16 protein-coding genes and 1 riboswitch are annotated in these 16,448 nt (G+C 74.7%); of the genes, 6 read left to right on the forward strand and 10 right to left on the reverse strand.

The window, feature by feature from the left end:
- Window positions 1-9: 9 nt before the first annotated feature.
- Together ABD419_RS09070 and ABD419_RS09075 are read left to right on the forward strand one after the other, a co-directional pair.
- Window positions 10-888, forward strand: a complete 879-nt coding sequence (locus ABD419_RS09070; RefSeq protein ID WP_344484745.1) for a helix-turn-helix transcriptional regulator — start codon at window positions 10-12, stop codon at window positions 886-888.
- Window positions 885-1,715 carry an MBL fold metallo-hydrolase gene (locus ABD419_RS09075; RefSeq protein WP_344484747.1) on the forward strand — a complete coding sequence of 277 codons (831 nt, stop codon included), beginning with the start codon at window positions 885-887 and terminating at the stop codon, window positions 1,713-1,715. The genes ABD419_RS09070 and ABD419_RS09075 overlap by 4 nt, the downstream gene beginning before the upstream one ends.
- On the opposite strand, the gene ABD419_RS09080 is transcribed toward ABD419_RS09075, so the two are convergent.
- The 8 genes from ABD419_RS09080 to ABD419_RS09115 form a co-directional block, all read right to left on the reverse strand.
- Entirely contained in the window at window positions 1,694-2,386 is a 693-nt protein-coding gene (locus ABD419_RS09080) for an HAD-IB family hydrolase (RefSeq protein ID WP_344484749.1), read from the reverse strand. The two genes, ABD419_RS09075 and ABD419_RS09080, sit on opposite strands and share 22 nt — an antisense overlap.
- A 60-nt stretch (window positions 2,387-2,446) precedes the next feature.
- Window positions 2,447-2,698 carry an acyl carrier protein gene (locus tag ABD419_RS09085; RefSeq protein ID WP_344484752.1) on the reverse strand — a complete coding sequence of 84 codons (252 nt, stop codon included), beginning with the start codon at window positions 2,696-2,698 and terminating at the stop codon, window positions 2,447-2,449.
- Complete coding sequence (locus ABD419_RS09090; protein WP_344484755.1) at window positions 2,695-3,732, reverse strand: beta-ketoacyl-ACP synthase III; 1,038 nt, start codon at window positions 3,730-3,732, stop codon at window positions 2,695-2,697. The genes ABD419_RS09085 and ABD419_RS09090 overlap by 4 nt, the downstream gene beginning before the upstream one ends.
- Before the next feature lie 4 nt (window positions 3,733-3,736).
- Window positions 3,737-4,690 (reverse strand): AvrD family protein, encoded by a 954-nt coding sequence (locus ABD419_RS09095; RefSeq protein WP_344484758.1) that lies wholly within the window; start codon window positions 4,688-4,690, stop codon window positions 3,737-3,739.
- 91 nt (window positions 4,691-4,781) lie between these two features.
- On the reverse strand, window positions 4,782-6,230 hold the full coding sequence (locus ABD419_RS09100) for an MFS transporter (RefSeq protein WP_344484761.1): 1,449 nt from the start codon (window positions 6,228-6,230) through the stop codon (window positions 4,782-4,784).
- Between the two features lie 24 nt (window positions 6,231-6,254).
- The gene (locus ABD419_RS09105) at window positions 6,255-7,052 is read right to left on the reverse strand and encodes an ATP/GTP-binding protein (protein ID WP_344484764.1); all 798 of its coding nucleotides are present in this window, start codon (window positions 7,050-7,052) and stop codon (window positions 6,255-6,257) included.
- A gap of 45 nt (window positions 7,053-7,097) precedes the next feature.
- Complete coding sequence (locus ABD419_RS09110) at window positions 7,098-7,736, reverse strand: AAA family ATPase (protein WP_344484767.1); 639 nt, start codon at window positions 7,734-7,736, stop codon at window positions 7,098-7,100.
- Between the two features lie 383 nt (window positions 7,737-8,119).
- A complete protein-coding gene (locus ABD419_RS09115) occupies window positions 8,120-10,231 on the reverse strand; it encodes a RecQ family ATP-dependent DNA helicase (protein WP_344484770.1) in 2,112 nt (703 codons plus the stop codon).
- 55 nt (window positions 10,232-10,286) lie between these two features.
- On the opposite strand from ABD419_RS09115, the gene ABD419_RS09120 reads away from it, so the two are divergent.
- Window positions 10,287-10,883: a DUF1349 domain-containing protein gene (locus ABD419_RS09120; protein WP_344484773.1), complete on the forward strand. Its 597-nt coding sequence runs from the start codon at window positions 10,287-10,289 to the stop codon at window positions 10,881-10,883.
- Between the two features lie 99 nt (window positions 10,884-10,982).
- Here ABD419_RS09120 and ABD419_RS09125 read toward each other — a convergent pair whose 3' ends face one another.
- Window positions 10,983-11,354 (reverse strand): MGMT family protein, encoded by a 372-nt coding sequence (locus ABD419_RS09125; protein WP_344484776.1) that lies wholly within the window; start codon window positions 11,352-11,354, stop codon window positions 10,983-10,985.
- An 81-nt stretch (window positions 11,355-11,435) separates the two neighbouring features.
- A riboswitch (TPP riboswitch) is annotated at window positions 11,436-11,538 on the forward strand.
- A 35-nt stretch (window positions 11,539-11,573) separates the two neighbouring features.
- Between ABD419_RS09125 and ABD419_RS09130 the strand changes: the two genes are divergently transcribed.
- From ABD419_RS09130 to ABD419_RS09140, 3 genes are all read left to right on the forward strand, one after another.
- Window positions 11,574-12,176: an ECF transporter S component gene (locus tag ABD419_RS09130; protein ID WP_344484779.1), complete on the forward strand. Its 603-nt coding sequence runs from the start codon at window positions 11,574-11,576 to the stop codon at window positions 12,174-12,176.
- A 4-nt stretch (window positions 12,177-12,180) separates the two neighbouring features.
- The gene (locus tag ABD419_RS09135) at window positions 12,181-13,617 is read left to right on the forward strand and encodes an ABC transporter ATP-binding protein (RefSeq protein WP_344484782.1); all 1,437 of its coding nucleotides are present in this window, start codon (window positions 12,181-12,183) and stop codon (window positions 13,615-13,617) included.
- Between the two features lie 506 nt (window positions 13,618-14,123).
- Entirely contained in the window at window positions 14,124-14,915 is a 792-nt protein-coding gene (locus ABD419_RS09140) for an energy-coupling factor transporter transmembrane component T family protein (RefSeq protein WP_344484785.1), read from the forward strand.
- A 350-nt stretch (window positions 14,916-15,265) separates the two neighbouring features.
- On the opposite strand, the gene ABD419_RS09145 is transcribed toward ABD419_RS09140, so the two are convergent.
- Window positions 15,266-15,886: an MBL fold metallo-hydrolase gene (locus tag ABD419_RS09145; RefSeq protein ID WP_344484788.1), complete on the reverse strand. Its 621-nt coding sequence runs from the start codon at window positions 15,884-15,886 to the stop codon at window positions 15,266-15,268.
- Window positions 15,887-16,448: the final 562 nt, after the last annotated feature.

A 16,448-nucleotide genomic window follows, 5' to 3' on the forward strand; every position in this document is an offset into this window, starting at 1 on the left:
GGGGAACGCATGACAGCATCAGCGAGGAACCGCACCGAACTCGGGAAATTCCTGGCGGCCCGGCGCGGCCAGCTCGTGCCCGAGCTCGTGGGACTCCCCGGCGGCGACCGCCGCCGCACGCCCGGGCTCAGGCGCGAGGAGGTCGCGCTGCTCGCGGGCGTGGGTATCTCCTGGTACACCTGGATCGAGCAGGGCCGTGCCAAGAACGTCTCCGCGGAGATCCTCGACGCCATCGCGGACGTCCTCCGCCTCGACGAGGGCCAGCGCGCCTACATGATGGAGCTCGCCGGGCGCGCCCAGACCGCCCCGGCCCCCACGCCGCCGCCGGACCCCGGCGCGTACCCGACCGCCGAGGAGGTCGTCGCGCACTGGATGCCCAACCCCGCGTTCGTGCTCGACCGCCACTGGAACGTCCTGAGCGCCAACCGGTCCGCCCAGACCCTCCTCGACCTCGCGCCCGGCGTCACCAACTACCTCGTGGCGTTCTTCTGCACCCCGGCCGCCCGCAGCGCCCACCCCGACTGGGAGCGCCAGGCCGCCGGCGCCGTCGCCCGCTTCCGCGCCCAGCTCGCCGCCGCGGCCACCTCGCCCGAGTCCGAGGCGCTCATCGCGAAGGTCAGCGCCCGCAGCCCCGAGTTCAAGCGCCTGTGGGAGGAGTACCTCGTCGGCGAGGACTCCTGCACCGTCCAGACCATCCGGCCCCCGCACGCCGGGGACCTCCTCTTCACGCGCACCACGCTCGCGTTCACGTGCAGCTCCGGGCTCAACCTCAACCTGCTCATTCCCGTGCCCGGCACCGGCACCGAGGAGCGGCTCGGCCGCCTCCTGGAGCGGCCCGCGCCGCTCCCCGGCCGCGTCGGCCTCATGCGGGAGGCGTGCATCCGATGACCACCCGCCTGAACCGGCCTGCGGGTCTGCGCACCACTTCGGTCGGCGAGCACCGCCTCACCTACATCCCCGACGGCTCGGTCCAGCTCGACCCGCGGCGCTGGTACCACGAGACCGATCCGTCCATATGGGACGGCGAGCACGCGGGCCTGCTGGACCCCGAGGGCTACCTCGCCGCCTCCATCGGCGGCCTCCTCGTCGAGCACGGCGACCGCGCCATGCTCATCGACGCCGGCTTCGGCCCCCGCACCATCCCCGCCGCCCACACCCACCCCGCGCTCGGCGTCCTCGGCGGCGGCGACCTCCCCACCGGCCTCAAGCAGGCCGGCGTCGACCCTGCCCGCATCGACACCGTCGCCCTCACCCACGTCCACGACGACCACTTCGGCTGGGTCCTGCGCCCCGGCCCCGCCGGGACGCCGTTCCCGAACGCCGCCGTCGCCGCCGGAGCCGCCGACTGGGCCGCCTGGCGCGAACCGGTCGCCGTGCCCACCAAGGCCGTCCACGACGGCGACGAGGTCTTCCCCGGCGTCACCGCCATGGCCGCCCCCGGGCACACCCCCGGCCACACCTGCTACGTGATCGAATCCGGCGGCGAGCGCCTCATCGCCTTCGGCGACGCCCTCCACTCGCCCGCCCAGGCCGCCCACCCCGAATGGCCCGTCCTCATGGACGTCGACCGCGTCCGCGGCATCGAGTCGCGGCGCCGCGTCCTCGCCGCCCTCGCCCAGGACGGCGTGCGCGGCTTCGGCATCCACTTCGCCGACGTCCAATTCGGACGCATCATCTCCGGCCCTGACGGACCCTACTGGGAGTACGACGACTGAGGCAGCGGGAGCGGCGGCGGCTCCGGCACCCCCGGCAGCCGCCGCCAGCCCTCCCTGCCCGCGACCTCGTCGAGCTCGCCGCCGACGACCACCGCCGACCCGCACGCGTACAGCAGCGGCAGGTCCGACACGTGGTCCCCGTACCCGGTCGCCTCCCCGAGCCGCCAGCCCTCCCGCGCCGCCAGCCGCCGCACCGCCGCGGCCTTCTCCTCCCCGATCATCGGCTCGCCCACCAGCGCCCCGGTGTACACCCCGCCCGCGACCGCCGGCGCGCTGCACAGCAGGTGCGACGCCCCGGTCGCCGCCGCGATCGGCGCCAGCAGCGCCGGGAACGAACCCGAGACCAGCACCACCGCGTCGCCCGCGGCCCGGTGCACCGCAGCCGCCGCCACCGCGAACGGGTTGAAGACCGCCGCCCCCTCCGCCGCCAGCCAGCGCCGCGCGCTCACCGCGGTCTCGTCCGCGCCGAACCCCCGGTACACCTCGTAATGCGCGCGGTTCGTCGCCTCCCGCGGCGCCCCCGCGTCCCGCAGCGCCCGCAACCGCGCCAGATGCGCCTCGAACACCTCCGGCGGCCGCCCCGTCCACGCCAGATGCCAGCGCAGGAACCGGAAGATCCCCACCCCCGCCGTGAGCGTGCCGTCCACGTCGAAGAACGCCGCACGAACCATCAAGACCCCCTTCACGATCGAAGGCGCGGCGGGCGCATCGCCCGCCGCGCCCGCACGGCGTCAGACCGCCGCGCCCCTGGCGTGCAGCGCCGCCGCGGCGGCCGCGGGCGTCCCGGCGCCGCTCAGGTCGCTCTCCTCCACGGGCACGCCCGTGTCCCCGGTCAGGTCGACCGCGAGCTCGGCGAGCACCAGCGAATCGATGCCCAGGTCGTCGAACGCGGAGTCGGCCGCGGTCTCCTCCGGGGCCTCGTACTTCTCTTTCAACCGGGCGACGATGAACGCCGTCAGGTCGGCGACCGCGGTGTCGGTCATCGGATCGGGCTCCTCTCATCAGTGGTGACGGCCGCGAGGTCGGGCCAGGTGAGGGCCGCCGCGCCCCAGGTGAAGCCCCCGCCGAACGCGGTCAGCAGCACCCGGTCCCCGGCGGCGAACCGCCCCGCGGCGGCGGCGTCGGCGAGCGCGAGCGGGATCGACGCGGCCGAGGTGTTCCCGACCCGGTCGAGGTTCGACACCACCGTGCCCGGGTCGAGGCCCAGCTGCTCGCCGACCGCCCGCAGGATGCGGAGGTTGGCCTGGTGGCCGACGACGTGCGCGACCGTGCCGAGCGGCCAGCCCGCCCGCGCGGCCGCGGCCCTCGCCGACGCGGTCATGTGGGCGACCGCGGCGGTGAAGACCTCCTTGCCGCGCATCTGGAAGTACCGGTCGGCCTCGGCGGGCTCCCCGCCCGCGGCGCGCTGGCGGGAGCCGCCGGCGGGGACGGTGATGCAGTCGCGGCGGGTGCCGTCGCTGCCGAGGTCGAAGCCGGTGAGCGCGCCGGGTTCGGTGTCGTCGCCGGCGCGCAGGACCGCGGCCCCGGCGCCGTCGCCGAAGATCACGGCCGTGGTGCGGTCGGTGTGGTCGAGGATGGTGGAGTACGTCTCGGCGCCGATGACGAGCGCGTTCGCGGCCCGGCCCGCGCGGATGGCGTTGGAGGCGGCCTCCAGCGCGTACACGAAGCCCGAGCAGACGGCGGCGAGGTCGTAGGCCGCGGCGTCGACGAGTCCGATGCGGGAGGCCACTTCCGGTGCGGTGGCGGGGCAGGGGTGGTCGGGGGTGGTGGTGGCGAGGACGACGAGGTCGATCCGGGCGTCGTCGCCCAGGCCGGCCGATTTCAGGGCCCGGAGCCCCGCCTCCGTCGCGAGATCCCCTGTGGACACACCGGGGTCGGCCCAGCGGCGTTCGCGGATGCCGGTGCGGGAGGCGATCCACTCGTCGCTGGTGTCGAGGCGTTCGGCGAGGTCGGCGTTGGTGACGCGGCGGGGCGGCAGGTGGGCGCCGAGCCCGGTGAGGACCGCTGCGGTGCCCACCGGGTCAGCCCCCGGCCGGGAGCAGGTGCGCCACCGAGCAGCGCAGCGCGAGCCCGGAGTGCGCGGCGACCACGTCGGCGCTGCGCCAGGTGCCGGCGGCGGTGTCGAGCCGCCGCTCGTTCTCCAGGGCCGTGGTGAACCGGCCGGAGGGCCGGGCCGCCGGTTCGATCACGGTGCGGCGCATCCACAGCGTGTTGCTGGCGGCCCGCTCGATCCCGTCGAGGCGGTACAGGAGCACCTGGCCGAGCTGGAGCGCGGCCACGAACAGGTCGATCATGGTGGCGTCCGCCGTCCCGGGCGCGAGCGCCAGGTCGGCGTCGGCGCGCAGCGCGTCCATGTCGACGGCCACGTCGGACAGGATCTGCGTGCGCCCGTGGTGGGACGCGCCGAACGGGGCGGTGTTCCACGGGCCCGACAGCGCCGCCGGGTTCCGGTACCGGCCCGGCGGGAGCGCCGGGACGGCCTCCCCGCCGTGCTCGACGGCGAGCACCGCGGTGAGCGCCCCGATCCGGCAGTCGAACCGGGAGACGGCCGGGTCGCCCGGCTCGGTGCCCAGGTGCTCGGCGCGGACCGCGAAGCGGTCGAGCCGGTCCTCCTGCGGCCGGTTCCCCGCGCGCAGCGCCATGCGGCGCACTCGGAACCGGTCGGCGCCGCCGAGGCCGTGCGTGTGGGCGAGGTAGAGCCCGGCGAGCTGCGCGGCGAAGACCATCGCGTCGATGGTGCTCAGGTGCGGGGGCTGTTCGGCCACGCCCTTGCGGGACCAGTTGGCGGGCAGGACGAGCCCGGCGACGGCGGCCACGGTGCCGCCCTCCTCGGGCTCGGGGGCGACGGCGATGCCGTCGAGGCGGTGGGTGACGCGTTTGAAGCCCTCGCCGAAGAAGCGGGAGCGGCGCGGCCCGAGCGCGTCGTCGACGGTGACGAGGCGCCCGGCCAGCAACGGGGTGTCGGTGGGTGTCATGAAGGGTTTCCTCTCTGCGCGACCCGTCCCCGTGGGGGAGGACGGGCGAGCCGGCGGCGCCGCGGGTCGCGGCGCCGCCGGCCGCACCGGGTCAGGTGCGTTCTGCGGCGAACGCGACCTCCTCGTCGTCGAGGAGGGCCGCCGCCGGTTCGGCGGGAGCCTTGAGGTTGAGGACCACCGGGACGGTGAGCGCGATGCCGGCCACGATGGCCCACAGCGCGACCAGGATGCCGTCGGTGTACGCGGCCGGGTCGGCGGCGTCGGCGCCGCCCGAGCCGGCCGCGATCGCGATGAGCGCGGCCAGGCCGACCGCGCCGCCGATCTGCTGGCCCTGCGTGGCGATGCCCGAGCCGATGCCCTGGTCGGCAGCGTCCACCCCGGTGGTCGACGCCGCGAACATGAGCGTGAAGACCATGCCCTGGCCCAGCGACAGCACCAGCAGCGGCCCGGCGAGCACCAGGTAGGACGCGCCCTGGTCCAGGACCAGCGCCAGCGCGACCGTCCCGGCCAGGCCGACCGCGAGCGCCACCAGCAGGCTCCGGCGCACGCCCATCGCGGTGGCCGCCCGCCCGCCGAGGACGGTCCCGACCAGGACCGACGCCGACGGCAGGATGAATGCGAGGCCGGTGGCGAGCGCGCTGTAGCCCTCGACCGCCTGCCAGAACTGCGTCAGGAAGTACGCGAGCGCGCCGAACGTCGCCATGAACAGGAAGCACACCGCGGTGCCCGTGGACAGGTTGCGGTTCCCGAACAGCCGCAGCGGCATCAGCGGGCCGCGCGACCGCGACTCGATGAGGACGAACAGTCCGAACAGGACCGCGGCGGCGGCGAGCGAGCCGACGACCGCGCCCGACGGCCACCCCAGCTCGGGGCCCTGCACCAGCCCGAAGACCAGCAGCAGGCTCGCCGCCGTGCCCGTCGCCGCGCCCGGCAGGTCGAACCCGCCGCCGGACGCGCCCGCCGCCGCGGGGAGCAGCGCGAACGCCGCCACGACCGCGACCGCGCAGAACACGACCATCACGTAGAACACGCCCTGCCAGCCGAACGCCTGCGTCAGCACGCCGCCCAGCAGCGACCCGAGCACCATGCCCGCGCCGCCGGCGCCGCCCCACACCGCGAGCGCCCGGTTCCGTTCGGGCCCTTCACGGAAGCTGGTGGTCACCAGCGAGAGCGTGGCCGGCGCGACGAACGCCGCGCCCACGCCCTGCACCGCGCGGGCGGCGACGAGCGTCCACGGGTCGGCCGCGAGCGCCCCCAGCAGCGAGGACCCCGCGAACAGGATCATGCCGAGCAGGAACATGCGCCGGCGTCCGAACAGGTCGGCGGCCCGGCCCCCCAGGAGCAGGAACCCGCCGAACGCGACGGCGTAGGCGGAGACCACCAGCTGGAGGTGCTGGGAGCCGAAGTCGAGCCCGGCGCCGATCTCGGGCAGGGCGACGAACACGATGTTGTAGTCGATCGCGATGATCATCTGGGCGAACGCGAGGAGCGCCAGGACGAGGCCGAGACGGGCGGGCCTCGGCGGTGCTGCGGTGGACATGGGTGTTCCTCTCAACAAGATGGGTCAGTAGCGCATGGCGTACGACAGGCGCCGCGCGAACGACTTGTGCCGCTGCGCCTCGTGGAAGCGGGCGTCCGACTGGAGGTCCTCGAGATCGGCCTTCACCCGGACCTCGGCCATCGCGATGGCCTGGTCGACCGGGACCGCCGTGGGCAGCCCGAACTCGTCGATGATCTGGCCGACGCGGTCGGGGATCGAGCCGCCGATGACGCGGTGGGGGATCTCGAGGTCCTTGAGGGCCTCCATGAGCAGGTCGTCCGAGAGCCGCCGGAACGGTTCGGACACCGGCCGGTGGCCGTCCGGGCGCATGTCGAACTCGACGGGCAGGTGCACGTACGCGTCGTAGATCCGCTTCGCGCGGGCGCGCGTGATCTCCCCGAGCGTGTCCGTGTACCGCTGGTAGAAGCGCTTGACCGGCAGGCCCATGAGCCCCTTCACGGCCTGGAACCACCAGGTCGCGCCCGGGTTGATGCCCACCCGCATGCGCGCCTCGAAGTACACCCACTCGTGGAAGACCCCGCCGTCGGAGATGAACGGGCCCTCTCCGGCCTCGTTGTGCACGCGCTCCTCGAAGCGGCGCAGGCCGAGCTTGACGAGCTCCATCGCGTTGAGCTCCATGACGGTCTTGCCCGGGACGAGGTCGACCAGGAGCTCCCTGGAGGTCTTGGCGTGGGTGCGGGGGATGCCCGTGGCGATCGACAGGGCCTCGGTGGTGGTGCTCTTGCCGGTCGAGTAGGTGCCCGAGATCGCGAGCTTCAGGTTCGGTCGGTCCTGGAACGAGGGGAGGTCGAGGGTCGGCATGGTCGGCTCCTTCGCGAGGGTGGGGTGGGAGCGGGGTGCGGGGCGTCAGCGGCCCGCGCCCGCGGTGGAGAGCTCGTCCGAACCGGACAGTCCGGACAGGAGTGACAGGGCCTGGTCGACGCGCTCGCCGACGGTGCCGCGGAGCGTGCGCGGCCGCGCGCCGAGCGCGCGGAGGGCGTCGAGGAGGAGGGTCTCGGAGATCGCCCGGAAGGCCTCGCTGACCGGCGGTTCCGCGTCCTTGAGCGGGAACTCGGCCGGCAGGTGGAGGTACAGGCCGTACGCGCCGGCGGCGTGCGCGGCCGCGAGCAGTCCGATGTGGTCGCACACGTCCTCGTACGCGGCGGTCGCCGGACTCCGGGAGTAGGCCGAGAGGTCGGTGCCGAGCGGGTACGAGCCCGCGGCGAGCCGGGTCTTCGCGTAGACCGGCTCGTGGAGGATCGAGCCGTCGGAGATGAAGCCGCCGGGGTGGGCGGCCTCGGCGAGGAGGCGCTCGCCGTACCGCCGGGCGGTGAGCTGGACCAGCTCGCCCGGCGTCCAGTCGTGGACCGGCTTGCCCTCGGCCCCGATCGGGTCGGCCATGGCCGACCCGTAGGCGACCGGCAGGCCGGTCCGCTCGGCCAGGGCCCGCGCCAGTGTCGTGCGGCCCGAACCGTACGAGCCGACGATCGCGATGTTCACACGCATAGGACGAGTGTGCGGTCGCCCCAACGCGGTAACCAGTGTCCAGCGACGGTGTTGTCAGCACCAACAGGCTGGCGCAACGGCGCCGCCGCCGCGGCACGTCAGGGGCGTGCCGCGGCGCGGCGAACGCATGGCCGAACGGCGCCGCGCCGCATGCGGCCGCACCGGCACAGAACGCGGCACGGCAACGCGACGGCGTTGCGCCGCAGGTGGTCATGCCAGGCAGGAACTCCCGCGCGGCCGGCTGCCGTGAGGTTCGCCCGGATCGGGTTCGGCCCGGAACTCCCGCGCCCGGCCGACTTCGGAATCGCCCGGATCGGGCTCGGCCCGGCCGGGAACGACGTCGCACCCGGCCGGCCGAGCGGGCGCCCGCGTCCGGCGGTCGGTCAGGCCTGGAGGCCGAGGACCAGCGGATGCACCGCCGCGGCCCCCGCCTGGCGCAGGCGCATCGCCGCCACGGTCGCGGTCCAGCCGCTGTCGCGCACGTCGTCCACGAGCAGCACGCTCGCCGCCGGCACCGGGAAGTCCACAGTGAACGCGTCCAGGACCTGGTGCAGCCGCTGGGCGCTGTTCGCCCGGTGGGCGCCCGAGACCGCGCCCGGCGTGCGCCCCAGCGCCCCCAGGTACTCCATGCGGCCGAGCGCCGCGATCCGCTCCGCGAACCCGTTCACCAGGCGCGGGCGCGAGAGCGACCCGGTCGAGACCACGGCCGAGGGCCGGTCGGCCCAGTCCCACGAGGCGAGGACCTTCACGACCGCGCCGAACACGTCGTCGGGCACGTCCCGGTCGACCCCGTCCGACAGGAGCGCCCGCAGCGGACCGCCCCAGCCGATGTCCGACAGCCGCGCGAGCGCCCGCCCCGGCTCGGCGCCCAGCTCCGGCGCGATCTTGCCCTTCAAGTCGACGCCCAGTGCCTGCATCCCCGTGGGCCACATGCGCTTCGGCTCGACCGTGACGCCCGGTTTCGACAGCGCCGCCGCAGCGCCCTCGGCCGCCTCCGACGACACCTTCGACGCCGCGCGCGTGCCCGTGCAGTTGTCGCAGCGCCCGCACGGCGCGGCCTCGGCGTCGTCGAGCTCGGCCCGCAGGAACTCCAGCCGGCACCGGTCCGTCGCCTCGTAGGCGAGCATCCGCTGCTGCTCGTGGCGGCGGGCCGCCGCGACCTTCGCGTACCGCTCGGCGTCGTAGGTCCACGGCATGCCCGTGGACTCCCAGCCGCCCTTGACCCGGCGCACCGCGCCGTCGACGTCGAGGACCTTCAACATCATCTCGAGCCTGGTGCGCCGCAAGTCCACGCGCGTCTCCAGCGCCGCGGTCGACAGCGCCCGGCCCTCGGCGCCGAGCACGTCGAGCGTGCGCCGCACCGCCTCCTCGGCCGGGAACGACAGCGACCCGAAGTAGTCCCAGATCGCGCGGTCCTCGGCCCCCGGCAGGAGCACGACCTCCGCGCGGTCGCGGGCGCGCCCGGCGCGGCCGATCTGCTGGTAGTACGCCACCGGCGACGACGGCGCTCCCAAGTGGACGACGAACCCGAGGTCGGGCTTGTCGAAGCCCATGCCGAGCGCGCTGGTGGCGACGAGCGCCTTGATGCGGTCGTTGAGGAGGTCGTCCTCGCGGGCGAGGCGCTCGGCGTTGTCGGTGCGGCCGGTGTAGGAGGCGACGGCGTGGCCGCGGCTCCCCAGGTAGTCGCTGACCTCCTCGGCGGCGGCCACGGTGAGCGTGTAGACGATCCCCGAGCCGGCGAAGCGCGGCAGGGCCTCGTCGAGCCACGCGAGGCGGTGCGCGTTGTCGGGCAGGTCGGCGACGGCGAGGTGCAGCGACTCGCGGTCGAGGGTGCCGCGCAGGACCAGCGTGGGCGTGCCCGGCCGGTCGAGCTGCTCGGCGATGTCGTCGGAGACGCGGGCGTTCGCGGTGGCGGTGGTGGCGAGCACCGGGACGCGCTCGGGCAGGTCGTCGATGAAGGTGGCGATGCGCCGGTAGTCGGGCCGGAAGTCGTGGCCCCAGTCGGAGATGCAGTGCGCCTCGTCGACGACGAGCATCCCGCACCCGGCCGCGAGCTTCGGCAGCTGGTAGTCCCGGAAGGCCGGGTTGTTCAGGCGCTCGGGGCTGATGAGGAGCACGTCGACGGCGTCCTCGGCGATGGCCTCGGCGGTGGCGTCCCAGTCCTCGGGGTTGGCGGAGTTGATGGTGCGGGCCCGGATGCCCGCGCGCTCGGCCGCCTCGATCTGGTTGCGCATGAGTGCCAGGAGCGGCGAGACGATGACGGTGGGGCCGGCGCCGCGGCGCCGCAGCAGCGCGGTGGAGGTGAAGTAGACGGCCGACTTGCCGAACCCGGTGCGCTGCACCAGGAGCACGCGGCGTCCCGCCTCGTCCTGCTCGCCGGTGCAGAGCGCTTCGATGGCCCGCCACTGGTCGTCGCGCAGGCGGGCGTGCTCGCCCGCGAGCGCGCGCAGCAGCGCCTCGGCCTCGTTCCTGAGCGTTTCGGTGGATTCCCCCATGGGGACCGTTGTACAGCACTGGTGTGACAGCGGCGCCGCCGCTAGGCTCGGACCGATGCACACCGACGCACCGATCGAAGTCCCATGGAAGTCCGGCGCCTGGACGGCGCTGCCGGTGGCGGCCGAGGAGGCCGGCGGGCGCCTGCGCGTGACCGCGGCCGAGGGCAGCGACGCCTGGCGCCACACCGCGTACGGGTTCGTCCATGACAACGAGCACGCCCTGCTGGAGACCTGGAGTCCCGGCCAGGCGGTGGAGGTCTCGTTCCTCGCCGACTACGACTCGCAGTTCGACCAGGCCGGTCTCATGGTCCGCGTGGACGCCGAGCACTGGATCAAGACCGGCGTCGAGTTCGCCGACGGCGCGCTCCAGCTGGGCGCGGTCGTCACCGACGTCCGCTCCGACTGGTCGACCGCGCCGGTCCCCGAGTGGGCCGGGCGGGAGGTGACGATGCGCGCCACCCGCTTCAACGACGCCGTCGTCATCCGCGCCCGCGCGGGGGAGGACGACCCGTGGCGCCTGGTGCGCCTCGCGCCCCTCGACCCGGACGCGGCCGTCACGGCCGGACCGTACTGCTGCGCGCCCTCGCGCGCCGGGCTCACCGTCGAGTTCACCTCGTGGCGCCTGACCGAACCGGACGCCGACCTGCACTGACGAGTGTTGCTCGCGTTCGCGGTGGGCGGGCGATGTCGGACCCCTGGGGTACTGTTGCGCCAGGGGTCCCTTAGACCGGAAATATCCTGATTTAGCTGGTTATTCCCGGTCTTCCGTGTCTTCGGGTGTCGAGCGGTCCAGTTCGGCGGCGAGGAGTTTCAGGTCGTAGACCGACATCCGCTGGGTCCTGTCGGCGCGGCCGCTGGTGCTCACCGTCACGCCGTCCTCGCGGAGGAGGTCGGGCACGTCCCTGCCCGAGCTGCCGTCGGCCCAGCGGAAGCCCTCCGAGACCGTGCCGCCCGCGGTCAGCACCCGGTAGGCCCGGGTCACGTCGCCGTCGCGCATGTACGCCCCCACCTGGCGCGGCCCGGTGCCGATGAGCTCGGCCAGGTCGCCGTACGAGGTCCAGGTGCCGTCCGGCAGCGCCTCCACGACCCGCTTCACCAGGTCCCAATCCTGCTCAGTCGTCATGCCCGCGAGCCTAACCGCCGAGCCCCGCGCCTCACCCGACCGCCCGCGCCCCGCTACCGCGGGCGCACTTGGTGTTAACGTCGAACCCGACAGGGGAGCCGATTGGCTGAGAGTGCGGAACCGACCGCAGACCCTCACACCTGATCCGGGCAATACCGGCGTAGGGAGTCGTTCGTGTGCCGCTGTCGCGCCGTGTACCCGTTACCGAAAGGCAAGCCCATGCCTACCGACAGCACCCTCGCCGCCCCCGGCCGCTGGCGCACCGTCGACATCCTCACCTGCGCCGTCCTCGCCGTCGCCTTCGGCGTCGTCTTCTGGGCCTGGAACTTCGTCTGGGCCGGGCTCGACCCCGTCTTGGCGTTCCTGCCCCCGCTCAAAGGCATCCTGTACGGCGTCTGGCTCATCCCCGCCGTCCTCGCCCCACTCATCGTCCGCCGTGTCGGCGCCGGCCTCCTCACCGAAGCGCTCGCCGCGACCGTCTCCGCCCTCCTCGGCTCCGTGTGGGGCGTCCTGGTCATCTACCAGGGCCTCATCCAGGGCCTCGGCGGCGAGCTCGCCTTCGCCGCCGGACGCTACCGCCGCTTCGGCACCCCGACCGCCGTCGCCGCCGGCGCGCTCGCCTGCATCGCCGCCACCCTCTTCGACGTCGTCGTCTGGTACCCCGACACCGACCTGTGGGCCTTCAAGCTCCCCTACATCGGCTTCGCCGCGCTCTCCGGCGCGCTCGTCGCCGGCCTCGGCTCCAAGGCCCTCGTCGCCGCCATGCTCCCCACCGGCGTCCTCGACCGGTTCCCCGCCGGACGCGAACGGGCCCGGATCTGACCCCGTGATCCCGGTCGAGTTCCGCGGCTTCGCCTGGCGCCACGCCGGACGCCGAGCCCAGGCCGTCACGGGCGTCGACCTCCGCGTCGAGCCCGGCGAGCGGGTGCTCCTGCTCGGCCCCTCCGGGTCGGGCAAGTCCACCCTGCTCGCCGCGCTCGCCGGGCTCCTCACCGACGACGCCGGCGACCAGGACGGCGAGGTCCTCCTCGACGGCAAGCCCGCCGCAGAGCAGCGCAGCCGCGTCGGCATCCTGTTCCAGGACCCCGAGACACAGCTCGTCATGGCACGCGCCGGCGACGACGTCGCCTTCGGACTCGAGAACCAGGCCGCCCCCGCCGGCGAGATCTGGCCCCGGGTCCGCGACGCCCTCGACGCCGTCGGCTTCCCCTACGGACTCGACCGGGACACCCACGCCCTCTCCGGCGGCGAGCAGCAGCGCCTCGCCCTCGCCGGCGTCCTCGCCCGCCGCCCCGAACTGATCCTCCTCGACGAACCCACCGCCAACCTCGACCCCCAAGGCGCCCAGGACGTCCGCGACGCCCTCCGCACCGCGCTGGCCGACACCGACGCCACCCTCGTCGTCGTCGAGCACCGCGTCGCCGACATCCTCGACCTGGTCGACCGCGTCATCGCCCTCGGCCACGGCGGCACCCTCCTCGCCGACGGCCCCGCCGCACGCGTCCTCGCCGACCACGGCGACACCCTCGCCGCCCAAGGCGTCTGGATCCCCGGCGCGCCCCTGCCGCACCGCCCCGGACGCACCCCCGGCGAACCCGCGCTCCGCGGCGACGGCCTCGCGCTCGCCTACCCCGGCACCGCCCGGCCCGCCCTCGACGGCGTCACCTTCGAACTGCGCCAAGGCGAACTGCTCGCCGTAACCGGCCCCAACGGCTCCGGCAAGTCCACCCTCGCCCTCCTCGCCGGCGGCCTCGCCGTCCCCGACGCCGGCACCGCGACCGTCCCCGGCGAGCGACGGCCCCTGCACCGCCTGCCCGCGCGGCGGCTCGCCACCCGCGTCGGCTCCGTCTTCCAGGACCCCGAGCACCAGTTCGTCACCGCCACCGTCCGCGACGAACTCGCCTTCGGCCCCAAGCAGGCCGGATGGCCCAAGGACCGCATCGACGCCCGCGTCGCCGAACTCCTCGACCGCCTCCGCCTCGCCCCGCTCGCCCAGGCCAACCCCCACACCCTCTCCGGCGGCGAAGCCCGCCGCCTCTCCGTCGCCGGCGCCCTCGCCGCCGCCCCCGGCGTCCTCCTCCTCGACGAGCCCACCTTCGGCCAGGACCGCCGCACTTGGGGCGAACTCGTCGACCTCACCGCCGACATCCGCGACGAAGGCACCGCCCTCCTCGCCGTCACCCACGACCGCGACTTCGCACAGGCCCTGGGTGCAAGGGAACTCGCCCTCGACAGCGGTCGTGTCGTAGGAGCGGACTCGTGATGGGCTTCGAGACCGTGTCCATGTCCGTGCCCAGGTCCGGGAATGCGACTGCCGCGACGACCGGGTCCGCCTCCCGGCTGCGGCCGACGCGCACCGCCCGAGCGGGCCGCCTCGACCACAAGGGCTGCAGCGTGTTGGCACTCGCATCCGTGCTCCTGTCGTGTTCCGGGACCGCGATCGCCGCGGTCAGGACCACCGCCAGGCGGCGGCCGCTGCGTACCGCTCGACCGGGCGGCCTCACCGCAGGGGAGGCGACGTGCTGACATTCGCGCCCGTGGCCCTGCTGTGTTCCGGTACCGCAACTGCCACCGCCAGGACCGCCGCTGCGCGGCGGCTGCCGCGCACCGCCCGGCCGGGCGGCTCGACCGCATTGGAGGCGACGTGTTGACCCCCGTGCCCGCGCAAGTGGCGTGCTCCGGGACTGGGGCCGTCGCCTCGGCCGCGCCCGCAGCGCTGCGGCCGGCGCATACCGCCCGACCGGGCGACACGATTTCGGGGGAGGGGTCATGCTGACGCTCGTTCCCGTGTGCGGCCCCGATGCGCCGATTGCGCGGGCTAACCCCGTTGCGAAGCTCGCCGCGGTCGTCCTCGTGACCACTGTGGCGCTGGTCGCAGGGGACTGGCTCACGCCGCTGCTGCTGCTCGCCGCCCTTCTGATCGCGCTGCCGTTCACCGGCATCCGGCCCGGGCCGCTCGTGCGGCGCCTGCGCTGGCTGTGGTTCGCGGCCGCTGCGGTCGTAGTCGTGAACGCGGTCTTCGCCGCCGAGCAGATCGGCCGCATCCTCCTCGACCTCGGCCCGATCGAGATCTCTTCCGGGGCGCTTCTGGACGGCACCGCCGTCGGCCTGCGCGTGTGCGTCGCCGCCACCGCCGGGGTTCTCGCGTTCGCCACCACCGACCCGACCGACCTCGCCGACGCCCTCACCCAGCAGCTCAAAGCCCCGCCCCGCTTCACGATCGGCTCGCTCGCCGCGCTGCGGCTCCTCCCGCTGCTGGCGGCTGAATGGCGCCAGATCACCACCGCCCGCCGAGCCCGCGGCCTCGAAGGCGGCTGGAACCCGCTGCGGCGCGCCAGGCTCTTCGCCTCCACCATGTTCGCGCTCCTCGTCGGCGCCATCCGCCGCGCCGGCCGCCTCGCTGCCGCCATGGACGCCCGCGGCTTCGACACCGACATCCCCCGCACTCACGCCCGCCACCAACGCATGCGCCCCGCCGACTGGGCCCTCATCGCCGCCGCCCTCGCAGCGGGCACCGCCGCCGTCACCCTGAGCGCCGTCGCCGGGACCTTTACCTTCTGACGCCTTCGAGCGGGGCGACCCGACCATCACGGCGACCGGACCACTATGGCGACCCAACCACTACGGCGGGCCGCCTCACCACGGCAGACCGTTCGCGTGGCCCGCCGCGCCTCCGGACACATCTCTGGCCCGGCCCCGCCGGGGCGGGCCGCCCCGCCCTGGCAGGCCTCCCCGCGAGAGCGGGCCGTCCGCGCAGCTCGCCGAGCGTCCGGACACACCTCCGCCCGGCCCCGCCGCCCGCCGGGCGGCAGCGTTAGGTCCGCTGCCGCTGCCGCTGCCGCTGCCGCTGCCGCTGCCGGCAGGCCATCGGCCATCGGTGGTTGGTGGCCGGTGGTTGGTGGGCGAGCCGGTCAGATGGTGATGGTCTCGCCGTCGGGGACGCGGCGGTAGGAGTCGCCGACCAGGAGCGGGAAGAGGCGGTCGGGGAGGCCTTTGCCGATGTCGCTGAGGATCGCGTCGTGGATCGGGTGGACGGCAGGGGCGTCGATGTCGCGGGCGAAGTCGATCGCCTCCGAGAGCTTGAGCCAGGGCGCGGCGACCGGCACGAGCAGGGTCCGCACGGGCATGTCGGGGACGGTCAGCGAGTCGCCCGGGTGGTAGACGCCGTCGACCAGGTAGGCGAGGTTCTCCACGAGCGGGATGTCAGGGTGGATGACCGCGTGTTGCTCGCCGAAGATCTTGACCTCGGTGCCCGCCACCGGGATCGCGTCACCGGCGCTGACGGCGGTGAAGGGGAGTTCGTCGAGCACCGCGGCGAGCGTGGCGGGCCCGTAGACCGGCACGTCGGGCCGGGTCTCGCGCAGGCGCCTCACGCCGTCCGGATCGCAGTGGTCGGCGTGCTCGTGGGTGATGAACAGGGCGTCGGCCCCGTCGAGGGCCGCCGGGTCGGAGTACGCGCCCGGATCGATGACGATCAGCCCCTGACCGGTGTCGAGCCTGACGCAGGAGTGGCCGAACTTGGTGAGTCGCATGGCACCACCGTATGACCCCGGGCCGCCGCAGTGCGGCCCGTTCCCGCAATGCGCCATGGAATGGGGGTGGGCGCCCCGGGCACCAAGACGGCGACCAGGCGGCGAGTTCCCGCCGGGCCGCGGTTCCCGCGATGTGCCGAGCGTCGGGGCGACGCCCGAGTGCCTAAACGGCGACTCGGGCGGCGAGCACCGCCAGGCTGCGGTGCGGGTTGGGCAACGCACCGGGTGCCGGGTCGGCGCCCCGAGCGCCGGCGGCTCGGTGGGTGGCGAGGACCGCTGGGCAGCGGTTCCCGCAACGTGCACCGGGTGCCGGGTCGGCGCTCCGGCATCTGGGCGGCGACCGGGCGGCAAGTATGGACGGGTTGCGGGTCGGGCAAAGTGTCTGGCGTCGGGGCGGCGTCCCGAGCGTCGGCGCCTCGGGCGGCGAGTATCGGCGGGACCTGGGAGCAGCCGAGCAGGGCGGCACCGCCCGGCGGCGAGCGCAGCCGCGCGGGCGACCTGTGGCCACCAGCGACCGGACGCGCGACGGTGACCCGTCGCCGCCGGCGACCGGATGCGCGAC

This window comes from Glycomyces endophyticus (genome assembly GCF_039531525.1).
Lineage (GTDB): Bacteria > Actinomycetota > Actinomycetes > Mycobacteriales > Micromonosporaceae > Glycomyces > Glycomyces endophyticus.

Excerpts from the sequence above, each read along its gene's own strand:
- ABD419_RS09125 (WP_344484776.1), bottom strand. The coding sequence starts at position 11,354 with ATGACGACTGAGCAGGATTGGGACCTGGTGAAGCGGGTCGTGGAGGCG.
- ABD419_RS09120 (WP_344484773.1), top strand. The coding sequence starts at position 10,287 with ATGCACACCGACGCACCGATCGAAGTCCCATGGAAGTCCGGCGCCTGG.
- ABD419_RS09105 (WP_344484764.1), bottom strand. The coding sequence starts at position 7,052 with ATGCCGACCCTCGACCTCCCCTCGTTCCAGGACCGACCGAACCTGAAG.
- ABD419_RS09110 (WP_344484767.1), bottom strand. The coding sequence starts at position 7,736 with ATGCGTGTGAACATCGCGATCGTCGGCTCGTACGGTTCGGGCCGCACG.
- ABD419_RS09070 (WP_344484745.1), top strand. The coding sequence starts at position 10 with ATGACAGCATCAGCGAGGAACCGCACCGAACTCGGGAAATTCCTGGCG.
- ABD419_RS09115 (WP_344484770.1), bottom strand. The coding sequence starts at position 10,231 with ATGGGGGAATCCACCGAAACGCTCAGGAACGAGGCCGAGGCGCTGCTG.
- ABD419_RS09130 (WP_344484779.1), top strand. The coding sequence starts at position 11,574 with ATGCCTACCGACAGCACCCTCGCCGCCCCCGGCCGCTGGCGCACCGTC.
- ABD419_RS09095 (WP_344484758.1), bottom strand. The coding sequence starts at position 4,690 with ATGACACCCACCGACACCCCGTTGCTGGCCGGGCGCCTCGTCACCGTC.
- ABD419_RS09085 (WP_344484752.1), bottom strand. The coding sequence starts at position 2,698 with ATGACCGACACCGCGGTCGCCGACCTGACGGCGTTCATCGTCGCCCGG.
- ABD419_RS09080 (WP_344484749.1), bottom strand. The coding sequence starts at position 2,386 with ATGGTTCGTGCGGCGTTCTTCGACGTGGACGGCACGCTCACGGCGGGG.
- ABD419_RS09100 (WP_344484761.1), bottom strand. The coding sequence starts at position 6,230 with ATGTCCACCGCAGCACCGCCGAGGCCCGCCCGTCTCGGCCTCGTCCTG.
- ABD419_RS09140 (WP_344484785.1), top strand. The coding sequence starts at position 14,124 with ATGCTGACGCTCGTTCCCGTGTGCGGCCCCGATGCGCCGATTGCGCGG.
- ABD419_RS09075 (WP_344484747.1), top strand. The coding sequence starts at position 885 with ATGACCACCCGCCTGAACCGGCCTGCGGGTCTGCGCACCACTTCGGTC.
- ABD419_RS09145 (WP_344484788.1), bottom strand. The coding sequence starts at position 15,886 with ATGCGACTCACCAAGTTCGGCCACTCCTGCGTCAGGCTCGACACCGGT.